Origin of the sequence: Brevundimonas sp. UBA6550 (genome assembly GCF_002434505.1) — a bacterium.
In the GTDB taxonomy this organism is placed as follows: Bacteria; Pseudomonadota; Alphaproteobacteria; order Caulobacterales; family Caulobacteraceae; genus Brevundimonas.
The window spans coordinates 1-15,193 of sequence record NZ_DJKE01000003.1; the positions used below are offsets into that span (position 1 = coordinate 1).

The window sequence follows — 15,193 nt, forward strand, 5'->3', positions numbered from 1 at the left end:
GGGTTCCGCCGATGCGGCGCCAGCCGACAGGGCCAAGGCGGCCGCTGCGCTGGAAGCCAGCACGAAAGTCTTCATACGCATAAGGGGGTATCCCTCCGCTTCTGTTTATAGGGGGCGGGTCTACCGCCTGCGCGGGTCTTACCAGCCTTGCCATAGAAGGTCGAGGCGGAAACGTGACCAAGATCGATGCTTCTGCGGCCACCGTGACGTTGATGCTACAGATGAATTTGGAACATTGCCGAAGTTTCGCTGACTTCTGATCGCCCCGACGTCACAATCCGCACCTTAGCCCCACCCAACCACAGCGAGCGCAGGCGACCCTCCTTATCCGCCTTCTAGGCCCGAACCATCTGCATCCCCAGCCACTCGGCGATCAGGGCCGGCTTGTCTTCACCCTCGATCTCGACCGTCAACTCGTGCTTGAGCAGCCAGCGGCCGCCGCCCTTGTCCTCTGCCGACAGAAGCTTGAATCGGCCGCGAATGCGCGATCCGGCGCGCACGGGGGCCAGGAAACGCAGCTTGTCGAAGCCGTAGTTGACGCCCATCATCACCCCGTCCAACGGCGCGACGGCGTCATAGCTCATGGCCGACGCCAGACTGAGCGTCAGAAATCCATGGGCGATGGTTCCGCCAAAGGGCGTCGCCTTGGCGGCCTCGGGATCGACGTGAATGAACTGGTGATCCTCGGTGCAGTCGGCGAAGGCGTCGATCCGCGCTTGATCGACCTCGAACCATTTCGACAGCCCCACCTCGTGGCCGATCAGCGCATTAAGTTCACTGGCCTGCGTCATCTTGTCCTCGCTCCCTTTTGGTTTGGTGGGAGGTTGACCCAGTGTCGAGGCGAAGAAAACCCCTCAGGCGGCGAAACGGTCTTCGATGATCTGGGCGTAGAGCGTCGGATCGACATTCCCGCCAGACAGGACGATGGCGGTCGTGCGCCCCTGGGCCTCGACCTTTCCTGTCAAAAGGGCCGCCAGGGAAACCGCGCCGCCCGGCTCGATCACCAGTTTCAGGTGACGGAAGGCGAAGCGCATCGCCTCGGCGACCTCGGCGTCCGACACGGAGACGGCGCCGGCCAGGCGCCGGTTGATCGGCCAGGTCAGTTCGCCCGGCATCGGCGCCATCAGGGCGTCGCAGATCGACGGCGCCCCTCGCGGATGCCCCACCCGCTCGCCTGCGGCCAGGGACCGGGCGGTGTCGTCGAACGCCTGCGGCTCCACCACCAGGACCGAGGTCGCGGGGCTGCGTTCGGCCATCACCAGATTGATCCCGGCCATCAGCCCGCCGCCCGACGCCCCGCACAGCAGTTGGTCCAGCGGCGCATCCGCCTGGTCCAGTATCTCCAAGGCGACCGTGCCCTGGCCTTCGATGACGAAGGGGTCGTCGAAAGGTGGGACCAGAACGGCGCTGCGCTCAGCGGCGATGGCGGCGCCGATGGCTTCGCGGCTTTCGGTCCAGCGATCGTACATCCGCACCTCGCCGCCGAAGGCGATCACCCCATCGACCTTCACCCGGGGCGAGTCCGACGGCATGACGATGAGGGCGGGGGCGCCGACCAGGGCGGCGGCGGCGGCGACGCCTTGCGCATGATTGCCCGAGGAGAAGGCCACAACGCCGCGTCGCTTTTCCTCGGACGTCAGGCGACTGATGCGATTGTAGGCGCCGCGAAACTTGAAGGCCCCGGCGCATTGCAGCGTCTCGGCCTTCATCAGAACCCGACCGCCGACCGTGGCGTTCAGGCCGGGGCTCTCGATCAGGGGCGTGCGGACGGCGACGCCCTGGATCTGGCGGGCGGCGTCCAGAACGCCTTCATAGCTGGGCCGGTGCGTGGTCATATGCTCCCATAAACCGCAACGTCGGCGTCGCCCAAGCCGCCGCAGGGAGAAAATCCATGAGCCTGATCCTCGCCATCGACCAGGGCACGACCTCGACGCGGGCGATCGCCTTCGAGATCGGGGCGAACGCCGCGTCGGGCGAGACGGGCGACCTGCGTCCCGTCGCCGTCAGCCAGATCGAACTAGCCCAGCATTTCCCAAGGTCCGGCTGGGTCGAGCATGACGCCGCCGAAATCTGGACGGCGACGCTCCAGACCTGCCGCGAGGTCGTCCGCAAGGCCGGCGGCGTGGCCCGCTTCGCCGCCATCGGCATCACCAATCAGCGTGAGACGGCGGTGATCTGGGACGCGGCGACGGGCCAGCCCCTGCACCGCGCCATCGTCTGGCAGGATCGCCGCACCGCCGACGTGACCGCCCGCCTGACCGCCCAAGGCCATGAGCCGAAGGTGCAGGCGGCGACCGGCCTGATCCTGGACCCCTACTTTTCAGCGACCAAGTTCGCCTGGCTGTTGGACGCCGTTCCAAGCGGGCGCGAGCGCGCGGCGCGGGGCGAGATCAAACTGGGGACCATCGACGCCTGGCTGATCTGGAATCTGACCGGGGGCCGGGTCCATGCGACCGACGCCACCAATGCATCGCGCACCGCTTTGATGGATCTGAAGACGGTCGCGTGGCGCGACGACCTGTGCGCCCTGTTCGACGTCCCGCGCATGGCCCTGCCCGCCATCGTTCCCTGTGCTGGCGTTATCGGCGAGACCGATGCGGCCCTGTTCGGCCGCCCTCTGCCCATCGCCGGATCGGCGGGCGACCAGCAGGCGGCCCTGGTCGGCCACGGCGCGCTGAAACCCGGCGACGCCAAGATCACCTATGGCACCGGCGCCTTCCTGGTCGCCAATGTCGGGGCGGCGCCGGTCGCCTCGACGCGGCGCCTGCTGGGCACGATGGGCTATCAGGCCGGCGGACGCACGGCCTATGCGCTGGAGGGCTCCATCTTCTCGGCCGGGTCGGCGATTCAGTGGCTGAGGGACGGGGTCGGCATGATCTCGCAATCGCGCCAGTCCGAGGCGATGGCGCAGGAGCTTCCCGACAACGGCGGCGTCTATCTGGTCCCCGGCTTCACCGGCCTGGGCGCGCCGTGGTGGGAGCCGGAGGCGCGCGGGACCATCGTCGGCCTGACGCGGGATTCCGGCCCGGCCCATTTCGTCCGCGCGGCGCTGGAGGCCCTGGCCTATCAGACGCGCGACCTGCTGGACGCCCTGGCCGAAGACGGGGCCCCGCCGCTGAAGACGCTGAAGGTGGACGGCGGCGTCACCGCCAACAGTTTCGCCATGCAGTTCGTCGCCGACATCTGTCAGGTCGAGGTGGAACGTCCAGCCTTCCAAGAGATGACCGCCCTGGGCGCCGCGCGGCTGGCCGCCCTCGGCGTCGGCCAGGTTCCCGATTTGGAGGCGCGCCCGGCCGAGGCGCCGGCGCGCTGGACCCCGCGCATGGACAAGGCCGAGCGCGAACGGCTGCTTTCCGGCTGGCGTCGCGCGGTGAAGGCCGCCATCATCGCTGCGCCGAACCGGGCCTGAGAGCCCGACGGCGACAGGAAACGCGAACAGGACTGACTGGGCCCCCATGACCGACGCCTCTTCTCTCGACGCCCAGACCGCCTTTTCCGGCACGCGCGAGGTCGATCCCCGCTACCGGCTGGACGACGCCGCGCTGGACGCCTGGATGGCGGAACACGTCCCCGGCTACGCCGGTCCGCTGACGGTGCGCCAGTTCAAGGGCGGACAGTCCAACCCGACCTATGAGCTGATCACCCCGACCGCCGCCTATGTCCTGCGGCGCAAGCCGCCCGGCGTCCTGTTGCCCAGCGCCCATGCGGTGGACCGCGAATATCAGGTCATCTCCGCCCTGGCCGCCCAGGGCTTTCCCGTGGCCAAACCCCACGCCCTGTGCCTGGACGAGGGCGTCATCGGCTCGATCTTCTATGTGATGGACAAGGTCGAGGGACGCATCTTCTGGGACCTGAAACTGCCGGGCCTGACGCCGCCCGAACGGCGCGCCGTCTACGAGGCCCAGACCGACACCCTGGCTCGGCTGCACGCCTTCGATCCCGCCGCCATCGGTCTGGCGGACTATGGCAAGGCCGGAAACTATTTCGCGCGTCAGGTCGGGCGCTGGACCAAACAGTACCGGGCCTCGGAGATCGAACCCGTCGCGGCCATGGATCGCCTGATCGCCTTCCTGCCCGACAGCCTGCCGCCCGAAGGGCCCAGCCGGATCGTCCACGGCGACTTCCGACTGGACAATATGATCCTGGCGCCCGACCGCGCGGAAGTGCGGGCCGTGCTGGACTGGGAGCTGTCGACGCTAGGCGATCCGATGGCCGACTTCTCCTATCTGCTGATCGCCTGGGCCATTCCGGCCAGCCTGCGCAACGGCCTGGCCGGGGCGGACCTGAAGGCGCTGGGCATCCCTTCCGTCGAGGAGACGGTCGAACGCTATGCCGCCGCGACCGGGATGCGGCCGGCCGATCTGGACTGGCTTTACGCCTACAACCTGTTCCGTCTGGCGGCCATCTGCCAGGGCATCGCCGGGCGGGTTCGCGACGGCACGGCCGCCAGCGCCCACGCCCGGACCATGGCCGCCCAGGTCGGGCCGCTCAGCGACGCCGCATGGAGCTTCGCCAAGAAGGCCGGCGCCTAGTCGCGGACGGCGGCGCCCAGGATGCGGTGGTCGGTCTTGCCCTGGATCAACACCGCGACCGCATCGCCCCCGCGCGCCGGGGGCAGGGCGTAGAGGACCGGACGGCCGCGCCATTCGCCCAGCCGGCGCACCTCGCGCACGACATTGACGTGACGGACTTCGCGGCCGCGGTTCTCGCCACGCGCGACCTCCACCGTCTGGACGCCCGGCGTATAGGTGACGGCGACGACATCGGCCCCGCCGACGGGCGCGCGGCCCGAGCCGACGCCGACGCGGTCGCCGGTCTCGCGGAACTCGATCTGGGGCGGCCAGGACTGGCGGGCGGTTTCCTCGACGATGGCGCCTTCCAGCTCCAGCCCGTGGGCGCCGGAGACCTGACGTCGGCCGTCGATAACCACCTGCGGGGTGGAGACCCCGCGCTGGCGCAGGGCGGCGCGGTAGGCGCGCTGGCGCTGAGAGAATTCGGGCCGGGCGAAGGTGTCGGTCCAGCCCAGATAGTCCCAGTAGTCGACGCCATAGGTCAGGGCGATCACGCCCGGTTCGGAGGCCGCCCGCTCCACCGCCGTATTGGCCTCGATACAGCCCCCGCAGCCCTGGGCCGTGAACAGTTCGACCACCACCGGGGCGGCGTTGCGGATGGCGGGGGGACGACCACGCTCGGCCCGCGCCCCGGCCGGCCCGCCGCCCGTCACGCCGGACGACTGGGCGGCCGAACTCATGGCCAGCAGCGCGCTCGCCATCATGATCGCCGAAATCGCCCAGCCCCTGGTCTTCATGGCCTCGTTCTTAGTCTCCGCCGCCTGCGACCGCGCCTCATATTCGCGTGAGGCGAGCCGACATGGACTCGATCAGTCCATCAACTGCTGCGAGAGATAGACATAATGGCGAGCCCAACGGCGGGCGTTGGCGACCGGATCGGCATCGTTGGAGTGACCCCCCGCCGTGTCCTCGTAATAGAGGTGGTCATAGCCCAGGTCGCCCAGGCGCGCGGCGAACTTGCGGGCGTGGCCGGGGTGGACACGGTCGTCACGGGTGTTGGTGGTCAGATAGACGCGCGGATAGGCGGCGCCGGGACGCAGTTGCTGATAGGCCGAGTAGCGGGCGATGAAGTCGGCGTCGGCCGGGATGCGCGGGTCGCCGTATTCGCCGATCCAAGAGGCGCCTGCGGGCAGTTCGTGATAGCGCAGCATGTCCACCAGCGGGCTTTCGATCACCGCCGCATTGAACAGTTCCGGGTGCTGGGTGATGGATACCGAGGTCAGAACCCCGCCGTTCGAGCGGCCGTAGATGCCCAAGCGACGCGGGCTTGTGACGCCGCGCTGCTCCAGATCGCGCGCCACGGCGGCGAAGTCGTCGAAGGCGCGCTGGCGGTTCTCCTTCAGGGCCGCCTGGTGCCAGTCGGGACCGAACTCGCCGCCGCCGCGGATATTGGCCTGGACGAAGACGCCGCCCCGCTCCAGCCACAGCTTGCCCATCTCGGGCTTGTAGGCCGGGTTCAGGCTGACCTGGAAACCGCCATAGCCCAGCATGATGGTCGGGTTCGACCCGTCCAGCTTCATGTCGCGCGGGCGGGTGATGAAATAGGGGATCTTTGTTCCGTCGGTCGAGGTGGCTTCATACTGTTCGGTGATGTCGCGCGAGGCGTCGAACTTAGGCGGGGCGGATTTCAGCTCGGTCAGAGTGGCGGCGTTCGCGTCCGCCAGGCTGAGCGTGGGCGGAACCAGGAAACCCTGGGTAGAGACGAAGACCTCGCCGCGTGACTTGGAAGAGTCGCCTAGGCCGACGGCGAGGTTGTCGGGGACGGTGATGTCCTTGCGTGGCCAGCCCCATTCGCCCCGGTCTTGAAACACAGCAGCTCTGCCCCGAACATTGTCGGTGTAGGAAACCATGACGCGATCGGAGAGGACGCGGACATCAGCCACGGCCTGACGCATCTCCGGCCGGAAGATCATGTCGGAAGCATTCGTGATGACGATGTCCCCAGCGGCCGTCGCCGGATGCAGCACCTCCAGAACCTCGGCCAAAAGGTCGCCCGCCTTGCGATCCTTGCCTCGCCGCGACCAATCTTCTTCGGCGGTGAAGACGAGCTTGCCGTTCAGCACACCGTGGATGGAAACACGGGCGGGAAGTTCGAGGCGCACAGGCTGACCATCCACCAACTGCCACGTCTCCGACCGGAAGGTGTCCAGCGGGCGGCTGATGATGACGGCGGTCACCTTGCCGTCCTTGTCGCGATAGACGGCGGGGCTGACGCCATAGCCGCCGTCGCCCTGTTCGCCGCGATAGACCTCGGTCGCCTGGGTCAGGGTCTGGCCGCGCTTCAGCGTCTTGACGATGAAGGGATAGCCGGACTCGGTCATCGTACCGGCGCCGAAGTCGGTGGCGACCAGAAGCGTGTCGCGGTCCAGCCATTCGATGCGGTGCTTGCCTTCGGGCAGGCGGAAGCCGCCATCCACGAACCGTTTCGTGGTCAGGTCGAACTCGCGCACCACCACCGCATCCTTGCCGCCGTCGGACAGATTGATCAGGCAGCGCGTGTCGTCGGGCGCCAGGCAGTCGGCGCCCTTGAACACCCAATCCTTGCCCTCGACCTTGGATAGGGCATCGATGTCCAGCAGGGTTTCCCACTGCGGCGTCGCGGTCCGGTAGCTGTCCAGCGTCGTGCGACGCCAGACGCCCTTGGGATTGGTCGCGTCCTGCCAGAAGTTGCCGACGCCGTCGCCCAGGAAGGACGGGCTGGGGATGCGGTCGGTGGCGGTCAGGATCGCCTGGGCTTCGGCGCGGAAGGTTTCGTAGCGCGGGTCGCCTGTCAGGACGGCGAGGGATTTGCGGTTTTCCTCGGCGACGAAGGCCATGGCCTCGGCTCCGTCCACCTGCTCCAGCGCCAGATGATCGTCGGCGGCCGCGACGCCGGCGGGGGTCAGGTCGCGGGGCTTATAAGGATAAAGCGGCCTTGGCTGTTCTGACCACGTGATGTCGCCGTGGGGTGTCTGGTCTGGTGTCAGGGCGTTTCGAGAATGCGCCGGTCGTCGGTCGTCTATCTTCATGACGATTTCATCAACTGCACCCGTAACCGGCGCGCTCGCGCAAGCGCCCAGTAGAAGGGCGGGAATGGCGGCGGACAGGATCAGGTGACGCATGGCTTAAACTTTCCGCTCATCCCCGCGAAAGCGGGGACCCAGACCTTTGGGCGTTCGGCGTCGCCCGTGTCGTCGTGAACGCAATCCCAGCCGCCGAACCTTGCGAAAGCACTGGGTCCCCGCTTTCACGGGGATGAGCGGAAGAGGAAATCTATTCCTGCGCCGGTGTGTCCATCAGGCGGCGCGACAGATAGGTGTATTCCAGCGCCAGACGACGCGCGGTTTCGCGCAGGTTGGCGCCGGCCGCGTGACCGCCGTCGACGTTCTCGTAGAACAGCACCGGATAGCCCAGTTGCTCAAGCCGCGCGGCCGCCTTGCGGGCATGGCCCGGATGGACGCGGTCGTCCTTGGTCGAAGTGTGGATGAAGACCTCGGGGTAGGGCTGGCCCGCGCGCAGGTTCTGATAGGGGGAATACTGCTCGATCCAGGCGCGCTGCTCCGGGATGTCCGGGTCGCCGTATTCGCCCTTCCAGGAGGCGCCGGCCAAGAGCTTGTGGAAGCGCAGCATGTCGAACAGGGGCACCTGGATGACGGCGGCGTTGATCAGGTCCGGGCGCTGGGTCAGCATCGCCCCCATGAACAGCCCGCCCTGCGAGCCGCCCATGATCCCCAGCTTGGGCTGGCTGGTGATGTTGCGGGCGATCAGATCCAGGGCCACGGCCTGGAAATCCTCGTGCGCGCGCTGGCGATTCTGCTGCAGGGCCGCCTCGTGCCAGCGCGGGCCGAACTCGCCGCCGCCGCGCGTATTGGCGATGACATAGACGCCGCCCCGCTCCAGCCACAGCTTGCCGACCGTCGCCGAATAGCCGGGCAGAAGCGAGCTTTCGAACCCGCCATAGCCGTAGAGCAGCGTGGGGTTGGAGCCGTCCAGCGGCATGTCCGCCTTATGCACCACGAAATAGGGGATCATGGTCCCGTCGGCCGAACGGGCCTCGTGCTGATCGACCGTCATGCCGGTCGCGTCGAACTTGGCCGGCATGGACTTGACCTGATCGACCGCGCCGGTCGCCGCATCGGCCAGCCACAGGCTGGACGGGTTCAGATAGCCGGTGACGCTGACGAAGACCTTGTCGTCCTTCTCCGAGGCCGAGCCGACGCCCACCGAGACGTTTTGCGGCAGGTCCAGCGCCGTATGCGCCCACTCGCCGTCACTTCCTTCTGGGCCGGGCGTATAGACCCGCACCGAGCCGCGCACATTGTCGTACAGGGCCACGACCAGACGGTTGCGGGTGACGTTTACGCCCTCGATGGCCTGACGCTCGGTCGGGCGCAGCACCAGCTGGGCCGGGGTCGCCGGGTCGGCCAGCCAGGCCTCCAGCGGCCAGGCGATCAGGTCGCCGGTCTTGAAATCCTGGCCCGAAGGCGCGGTCCAGTCCTGCTTCAACGACACCAGAAGCCGGCCGTCGACCAGGCCGCTGATGTCGGACTTGGCCGGCAGTTGCAGCTGCGTCAGGGCGCCGTCGTCGCCGACGCGCCAGGTCTCGGACGAATAGAAGTCCACCGAACGGTTGATCAGCACCGCCTTCACCACCCCGTCGGCGTCGCGCAGCGTATAGCCGGACACCGACACGTCGGTCGGCTGGCCGGTGAACAGGGTCTCGGCCTGATCCAAGCTCTGGCCGCGCTTCATCCGCTTGACCACCATCGGATAGCCCGAGTTGGTCAGGGTGCCGGGGCCGAAGTCGCGCGAGACCAGCAGGGTGTCCTTGTCGATCCACGACGCGCCGCCCTTGGACTCCGGCAGGACGACGCCGCCCTCGACGAATTTGCGCTCGACGCTGTCGAATTCGCGCAGCGTCACGGCGTCCTTGCCGCCGTTCGACAGGCTGATCAGGCAATAGCGCTCTTCGGGCTGGAGGCAGGTCGATCCCTTGTAGACCCAATTCTGGCCCTCGGCGGCGGCCAGGGCGTCGACGTCCAGGATCGTCCGCCACTCGGGCGTGGCGGTGCGATAGCTGTCCAGCGTGGTGCGGCGCCACAGGCCGCGCACGTGCTGGGCGTCCTGCCAGAAGTTGTCGATATGGCCGTCGTGAGTGAAGCCGGGCGAGGGGATGCGATCCTGGGCCTGGACGATGGCCAGGGCTTCCCCATGCAGGGTCTCGTAGCGCGGATCGCCCTGCAGCACGCCCAGCGAATGGGCGTTGTGTTCGCGCACCCAGGCCATGGCGCGTTCGCCCTCCACATCCTCCAGCCAGACATAGGGGTCGGTCGCCTCGCTGGAGGCGAAGCCGCCAGAAGCCGGAGCAGGCGCGGGAGAAGCAGCGGGGGTCTGGGCCATTGATACCGAGGTCAGGCTGGTGGAGGCGAGAAGGGCCGCGAGCGCGACGGCGGAAGAGCGGATCATGGACAGTCCCCGAAAACGAAGCCGGCACCTTAGCGGCGGCGCGGTCGGCGACAAGTCGCGCGACCTTACCGTTTTGTCACACCGGCCCGGCTCGGGGGCTTCAGTCCTCGTCGGGAATGCACAGCAGATTGCCGCACGCCTTGCAGTGGACCGCGTCCTGGTCGTGGGTCTGAAGCCCGCAGGCCTCGCACGGATAACGGACCTTGTGCGGCTTGATCAGGGCCTGGGCCAGACGCAGGAACAGGGTGATGCCGACCAGCATGATGGCGATGGACAGCAGCTTGCCCAGCGATCCCGGCAGGGTCACGTCGCCAAAGCCGGTCGTGGTCAGGGTCGCCACGGTGAAATACAGGGCGTCGACATAGCCGGCGATCCCGTCATGCCCCAGGAAGGTCGCATAGACGAAGCCGGTCGTGACGAAGACGAAGGTGACCAGGCTGGACAGGGCCCGCACGATCCCCTCCACCCGCGTGTCGTCGAAGCGGGCGCCGATGGTTCGCCAGAAAAAGTCCGAGTTCAGCACCGTCCACAGCCGCATCATCCGCAGGAAACCGAGGTTGAACAGCCAGGCCGGGAACAGCAGGGTGGCCAGGATGAACAGGTCCAGCCAGACGATGGGCCGCTTCAGCCAGTCCTTGATGTCGGAATAGGCATAGGCCCGCGCCGCCAGATCCAGCCCCAGGATCGTCGCCACCAGATAGTCCAGCGCATAGAAGGCCCAGCCCATGTTCTTCAGGATCGGCGAGGCCAGGAAGAAGGCGATGATGGCGAAATCGACGGCGATCACCGTCAGGCGGAACTTCACCGCCGCCGGCCGACTGCCGTGATACAGATATCGCAGCCGCGCGCGCAGGCGCAGGCCGTCGTCCTTGGGGTCGGTTTCGGTGTGGGGCACGCTGGTTTCCGGGACGCGGGGATTACGCCTATATGGCCTGCATGACCCGTCCTTTCGTCAAGATGAACGGCGCCGGCAACGATTTCGGCGTCGTCAATGCGCTGGAACAGCCGTTCGCTCCCACCGAGGACCAGATTCGCGCGCTGGGCGACCGGCAGACGGGCGAAGGCTTCGACCAGCTGATCGCCATCGAACCGTCCGAAACGGCCGACGCCTTCATGCGGGTGTGGAACGCGGACGGTTCGATGGTCGAGACCTGCGGCAACGCCCTGCGCTGCGTCGGCTGGCTGTTGATGCAGGCCAACGGCGCGGATCGGGTGGTGATCGACACGGCCGGCGGCCCGACCGTCGCGACCCGTGCGGGCGACCACAGGGTGACGGTGGACATGGGCCGCCCCCGCCTGGACTGGACCCAGGTTCCGCTGGCCGAAGAGATGGACACGCGCGGGATCGAGCTTCAGGTCGGCCCCATCGACGATCCGGTCCTGCACACGCCGGGCGCCGTTTCGATGGGCAATCCCCACGTGGTCTTCTTCACCGACCGCCAGGACGATGGCTTCGTCACCGGCTCGGGCTCGCTGGTCGAGCATCACCCGCTGTTTCCGCAAGGGGTCAATGTCGGCTTCGCCAACGTGCTGGACCGCGACCACATCCGCCTGCGCGTGTGGGAACGGGGCGCGGGCCTGACCCAGGCGTGCGGCACCGGCGCCTGCGCCGCCCTGGTCGCGACGGCGCGTCGGGGCCTGACCGAGCGCAAGGCGACCGTGGTGGTGGACGGCGGCGAACTGGTCATCGACTGGGACGCCGAAACCGATCACGTCCTGATGACCGGGCCGGTCGAGATCGAGCGCACGGGCGTGCTGCCCCTCTGAAACGCGCCGCTTTGCGGAAATCCGCACGGACAGGCGCACACCGATCACCTTTTTCGCACAGGCTGGACGCGGCGCGGCCCCGGCCTCGGCGGCGTCGCCCGTCAGGACGGGACGGCGCGCGATGGGGCCTGGCCGGTTGTCCCGCCTGCCCCCGCGCTTTAGGAACAGACAAAGCCAATCAGAACGACGCGCCGGAAACGCCTGAAGCCATGCCCGATCAGACCGAAAAACAGACCTTCTCCGACCAGGAGGCTCTGGATTTCCACCGCATCCCGACGCCGGGCAAGATCTCCATGGCGCCGACCAAGCCGATGGCGACCCAGCGCGATCTGTCGCTGGCCTATTCGCCGGGCGTGGCCGTGCCGGTGCTGGCCATCGCCGAGGATGCGGACAGGGCCTACGACTACACCGCCAAGGGCAATCTGGTGGCCGTGATCTCGAACGGCACCGCCATCCTGGGCCTGGGCAATCTGGGCCACATGGCCTCCAAGCCGGTGATGGAGGGAAAGTCCGTCCTGTTCAAGCGGTTCGCCGACGTCGACAGCTTCGACGTCGAGGTCAAGACGACCGACCCGGACGAGTTCATCACCGTGGTCAAGAACATCGGCGACACCTGGGGCGGCATCAATCTGGAGGACATCAAGTCCCCGGAATGTTTCGTGATCGAGAGCGAGCTTCAGGACCTCTTGGACATCCCCGTCTTCCATGACGACCAGCACGGCACCGCCATCATCTCGACCGCCGGTCTGATCAACGCCGTCCACATCGCCGGCAAGAAGCTGGACGAGGTCAAGGTGGTGCTGGCCGGCGCCGGGGCGGCGGGCCTGTCCTCCATCGCCCTGATGAAGGCGGCGGGCGTGAAGGCCGAAAACACCGTGATCTGCGACCGCGACGGCGTGGTCTACAAGGGCCGCGAACACGGCATGGACCAGTGGAAGGCCGCCCATGCGACCGACACCCCGTTCCGCACCCTGGCCGAGGCCATGGTCGGCGCCGACGTGGTGCTGGGCCTGTCGGCCAAGGGCGCGATCACCAAGGAGATGGTGGCGTCAATGGCGCCCAATCCGATCATCTTCGCCATGGCCAACCCCGATCCCGAGATCACGCCCGAGGACGTCCAGTCGGTGCGTTCGGACGCCATCATCGCCACAGGCCGTTCGGACTACGTCAACCAGGTCAATAACGTCCTGGCCTTCCCCTATCTGTTCCGGGGCGCCCTGGACGTGCGGGCGCGCCGGGTGAACCACGAGATGAAGGTCGCCTGCGCCCAGGCCCTGGCGGCCCTGGCCCGCGAGGACGTGCCGGACGAGGTCGCCGCCGCCTATCGCGGGCGCAAGCTGAAGTTCGGGCCGGACTACATCATCCCGACCCCGTTCGATCCGCGCCTGATCTGGTACATCCCGCCCTTCATCGCCCAGGCGGCGATGGATACCGGCGTGGCGCGCGTGCAGATCGAGGACATGGACGTCTATCGCAACGCCCTGCGATCGCGCGTCGATCCGTCCGCCGCCCTTATGCAGAAGATCAACTCGGCCGTGCGCGGCGGGCCGGACAAGCGCGTGGTCTTCGCCGAGGGCGAGGAGCCCGCCGTCATCCGCGCGGCCTGGGGCTTCAAACAGGCCGAGCTGGGCACGCCGATCCTGGTCGGGCGCGAGGATCTGATCCGCCAGAACGCGGCCGAGGCGGGCCTGAACTTCGACGACCTGGGCATCGAAATCACCAACGCCCGCGTCTCGCCCAACAATGTCGAGGACACCGACTGGCTGTACGAAAAGCTGCAACGCCGGGGCTATCTGCGCCGGGACGTGCAGCGGATGATCAACCAGGACCGCAACTATTTCGCCGCCACCCTGGTCGCCAAGGGCCGGGCCGACGCCATGGTCGCGGGCGTCACCCGCAACTTCAACATGGCGCTGAAGGAGGTCCAGCGCGTGCTGGACGTCGAGGACACGCTGATCGGCCTGTCGATCCTGCTGGCCAAGGGGCGGACCCTGTTCGTGGCCGACACCACCATCCACGAACTGCCGAACGCCGAGGAACTGGCCGACATCGCCATCAAGGCCGCCGAGACGGTCAGGAAGCTGGGCCGCAATCCGCGCGTCGGCTTCCTGTCCTATTCCACCTTCGGCAACCCGCCCGGCGACCGGGCCGAGAAGGTGCGCGAGGCGATCCGCATCCTGGACAAGAAGGGCGTCGACTTCGAATACGAGGGCGAAATGCCGCCCGAGGTCGCGCTGGATCCCAAGGGCCATCCCGCCTACGCCTTCAACCGCCTGACCAAGCCGGCCAATGTGCTGGTCATGCCCGCCATCCATTCGGCCGCCATCTCGACCAAGCTGGTTCAGGCCCTGGGCGGCGCCACCGTGATCGGCCCGCTGCTGGTCGGTCTGGAGAAGCCGGTGCAGATCGTGTCCCTGGGCGCCTCGGTCAGCGAGATCATCACCGCCGCCACCTTCGCCGCCTATGACGCCGGTCCCGCCTTCCAGGGGTCGGGCCTGACCTCGGCGCCGCGTCCGCCCGCGGCCGTGGTCGAACGTTGAGCGAAGCCTCGGTCTTTCCACCCGCCGCCCCGCCGCCCCGGCGGGTGGAGCCGGGCCTCTATCTGGTCGCCACCCCGATCGGGAACCTGCGCGACATGACGCTGAGGGCGCTGGACGTTCTGGCCGCCGCCGATCTGGTGCTGGCCGAGGACACCCGCGTCACCGCCAAACTGCTGAGCGCCTATGGGCTGAAGGCGAAACTGGAACGCTGCGACGACCATGCGTCGGGCCGCGCCGCCGAACAGGCCATCGAACGCCTGCGCGAGGGGCAGGTCGTGGCCCTGGTGTCGGACGCCGGCACGCCCCTGGTCAGCGACCCGGGCTTCGTCGTGGCCCGCGCGGTGATCGCCGAGGGCCTGCCGGTCCATCCGATTCCCGGCGCCTCCAGTCTGCTGGCGGCCCTGTGCATCGCCGGCCTGCCGGCCGACCGCGTGCTGTTCGCCGGCTTCCTGCCGCCCAAGACCGCCGGGCGCACCGCCGCGCTTGAGACGTTGAAGGGCCAGCGCCAGACCCTGGTCTTCTTCGAAAGCGGGCCGCGCCTGAAGGACAGCCTGACCGACATGGCCGCCGTCCTGGGGCCGCGCCCGGCCGCAGTGGCGCGCGAACTGACCAAGCTCTACGAGGAATGCGTGCGCGGCCCGCTGGACCAGCTGGCCGTCGATCCGCGCCTGGATGCGCCCAAGGGCGAGATCGTCGTGGTCGTGGGGCCGGGCGAGGAGGTTCAGGCGACCGAGGCGGACGCCGACGCCGCCCTGATCGACGCGCTGCGGACCCTGTCGACCGGCGACGCCGCCTCGGAGGTCGCCAAGGCCCTGGGGCTGAACCGCAAGACCCTGTATCGCCGCGCGCTGGAGCTGAAGGGCAAGTGAA

At 68.0% G+C, this 15,193-nt stretch carries 11 protein-coding genes; 5 read left to right on the top strand and 6 right to left on the bottom strand.

Going from position 1 to position 15,193, the window contains the following annotated elements:
• Positions 1-335: 335 nt before the first annotated feature.
• Both B3Z70_RS02395 and B3Z70_RS02400 read right to left on the bottom strand, forming a co-directional pair.
• Positions 336-791: a MaoC family dehydratase gene (locus B3Z70_RS02395; protein ID WP_292044547.1), complete on the bottom strand. Its 456-nt coding sequence runs from the start codon at positions 789-791 to the stop codon at positions 336-338.
• A gap of 63 nt (positions 792-854) precedes the next feature.
• Positions 855-1,835, bottom strand: coding sequence for a threonine ammonia-lyase (locus B3Z70_RS02400; protein WP_292044548.1), 981 nt, complete (start codon positions 1,833-1,835; stop codon positions 855-857).
• A gap of 56 nt (positions 1,836-1,891) precedes the next feature.
• On the opposite strand from B3Z70_RS02400, the gene glpK reads away from it, so the two are divergent.
• The gene (gene glpK, locus B3Z70_RS02405; RefSeq protein ID WP_292044550.1) at positions 1,892-3,409 is read left to right on the top strand and encodes a glycerol kinase GlpK; all 1,518 of its coding nucleotides are present in this window, start codon (positions 1,892-1,894) and stop codon (positions 3,407-3,409) included.
• Positions 3,410-3,455: 46 nt separating this feature from the next.
• Positions 3,456-4,532 carry a phosphotransferase family protein gene (locus B3Z70_RS02410; RefSeq protein ID WP_292044551.1) on the top strand — a complete coding sequence of 359 codons (1,077 nt, stop codon included), beginning with the start codon at positions 3,456-3,458 and terminating at the stop codon, positions 4,530-4,532.
• On the opposite strand, the gene B3Z70_RS02415 is transcribed toward B3Z70_RS02410, so the two are convergent.
• The 4 genes from B3Z70_RS02415 to B3Z70_RS02430 all read right to left on the bottom strand — a co-directional run bounded on the left by B3Z70_RS02415 (position 4,529) and on the right by B3Z70_RS02430 (position 10,911).
• Positions 4,529-5,308, bottom strand: a complete 780-nt coding sequence (locus tag B3Z70_RS02415; RefSeq protein WP_292044553.1) for a DUF1223 domain-containing protein — start codon at positions 5,306-5,308, stop codon at positions 4,529-4,531. The two genes, B3Z70_RS02410 and B3Z70_RS02415, sit on opposite strands and share 4 nt — an antisense overlap.
• A gap of 72 nt (positions 5,309-5,380) precedes the next feature.
• Positions 5,381-7,579, bottom strand: coding sequence for a prolyl oligopeptidase family serine peptidase (locus B3Z70_RS02420; RefSeq protein ID WP_292044555.1), 2,199 nt, complete (start codon positions 7,577-7,579; stop codon positions 5,381-5,383).
• Between the two features lie 244 nt (positions 7,580-7,823).
• A complete protein-coding gene (locus tag B3Z70_RS02425) occupies positions 7,824-10,016 on the bottom strand; it encodes a prolyl oligopeptidase family serine peptidase (RefSeq protein WP_292044557.1) in 2,193 nt (730 codons plus the stop codon).
• Positions 10,017-10,116: 100 nt separating this feature from the next.
• Positions 10,117-10,911, bottom strand: coding sequence for a potassium channel family protein (locus B3Z70_RS02430; RefSeq protein WP_292044560.1), 795 nt, complete (start codon positions 10,909-10,911; stop codon positions 10,117-10,119).
• Positions 10,912-10,952: 41 nt separating this feature from the next.
• Between B3Z70_RS02430 and dapF the strand changes: the two genes are divergently transcribed.
• The 3 genes from dapF to rsmI all read left to right on the top strand — a co-directional run bounded on the left by dapF (position 10,953) and on the right by rsmI (position 15,192).
• Complete coding sequence (gene dapF, locus B3Z70_RS02435; protein ID WP_292044562.1) at positions 10,953-11,783, top strand: diaminopimelate epimerase; 831 nt, start codon at positions 10,953-10,955, stop codon at positions 11,781-11,783.
• 209 nt (positions 11,784-11,992) lie between these two features.
• Positions 11,993-14,323 carry an NADP-dependent malic enzyme gene (locus tag B3Z70_RS02440; protein ID WP_292044564.1) on the top strand — a complete coding sequence of 777 codons (2,331 nt, stop codon included), beginning with the start codon at positions 11,993-11,995 and terminating at the stop codon, positions 14,321-14,323.
• Complete coding sequence (gene rsmI / locus B3Z70_RS02445; RefSeq protein WP_292020754.1) at positions 14,320-15,192, top strand: 16S rRNA (cytidine(1402)-2'-O)-methyltransferase; 873 nt, start codon at positions 14,320-14,322, stop codon at positions 15,190-15,192. The genes B3Z70_RS02440 and rsmI overlap by 4 nt, the downstream gene beginning before the upstream one ends.
• Position 15,193: the final 1 nt, after the last annotated feature.

Bases quoted from the DNA above. Each gene is read 5' to 3' on its own strand.
- B3Z70_RS02395 (WP_292044547.1), bottom strand. From the start codon at position 791: ATGACGCAGGCCAGTGAACTTAATGCGCTGATCGGCCACGAGGTGGGG.
- B3Z70_RS02400 (WP_292044548.1), bottom strand. From the start codon at position 1,835: ATGACCACGCACCGGCCCAGCTATGAAGGCGTTCTGGACGCCGCCCGC.
- glpK (WP_292044550.1), top strand. From the start codon at position 1,892: ATGAGCCTGATCCTCGCCATCGACCAGGGCACGACCTCGACGCGGGCG.
- B3Z70_RS02410 (WP_292044551.1), top strand. From the start codon at position 3,456: ATGACCGACGCCTCTTCTCTCGACGCCCAGACCGCCTTTTCCGGCACG.
- B3Z70_RS02415 (WP_292044553.1), bottom strand. From the start codon at position 5,308: ATGAAGACCAGGGGCTGGGCGATTTCGGCGATCATGATGGCGAGCGCG.
- B3Z70_RS02420 (WP_292044555.1), bottom strand. From the start codon at position 7,579: ATGAAGATAGACGACCGACGACCGGCGCATTCTCGAAACGCCCTGACA.
- B3Z70_RS02425 (WP_292044557.1), bottom strand. From the start codon at position 10,016: ATGATCCGCTCTTCCGCCGTCGCGCTCGCGGCCCTTCTCGCCTCCACC.
- dapF (WP_292044562.1), top strand. From the start codon at position 10,953: ATGACCCGTCCTTTCGTCAAGATGAACGGCGCCGGCAACGATTTCGGC.
- B3Z70_RS02440 (WP_292044564.1), top strand. From the start codon at position 11,993: ATGCCCGATCAGACCGAAAAACAGACCTTCTCCGACCAGGAGGCTCTG.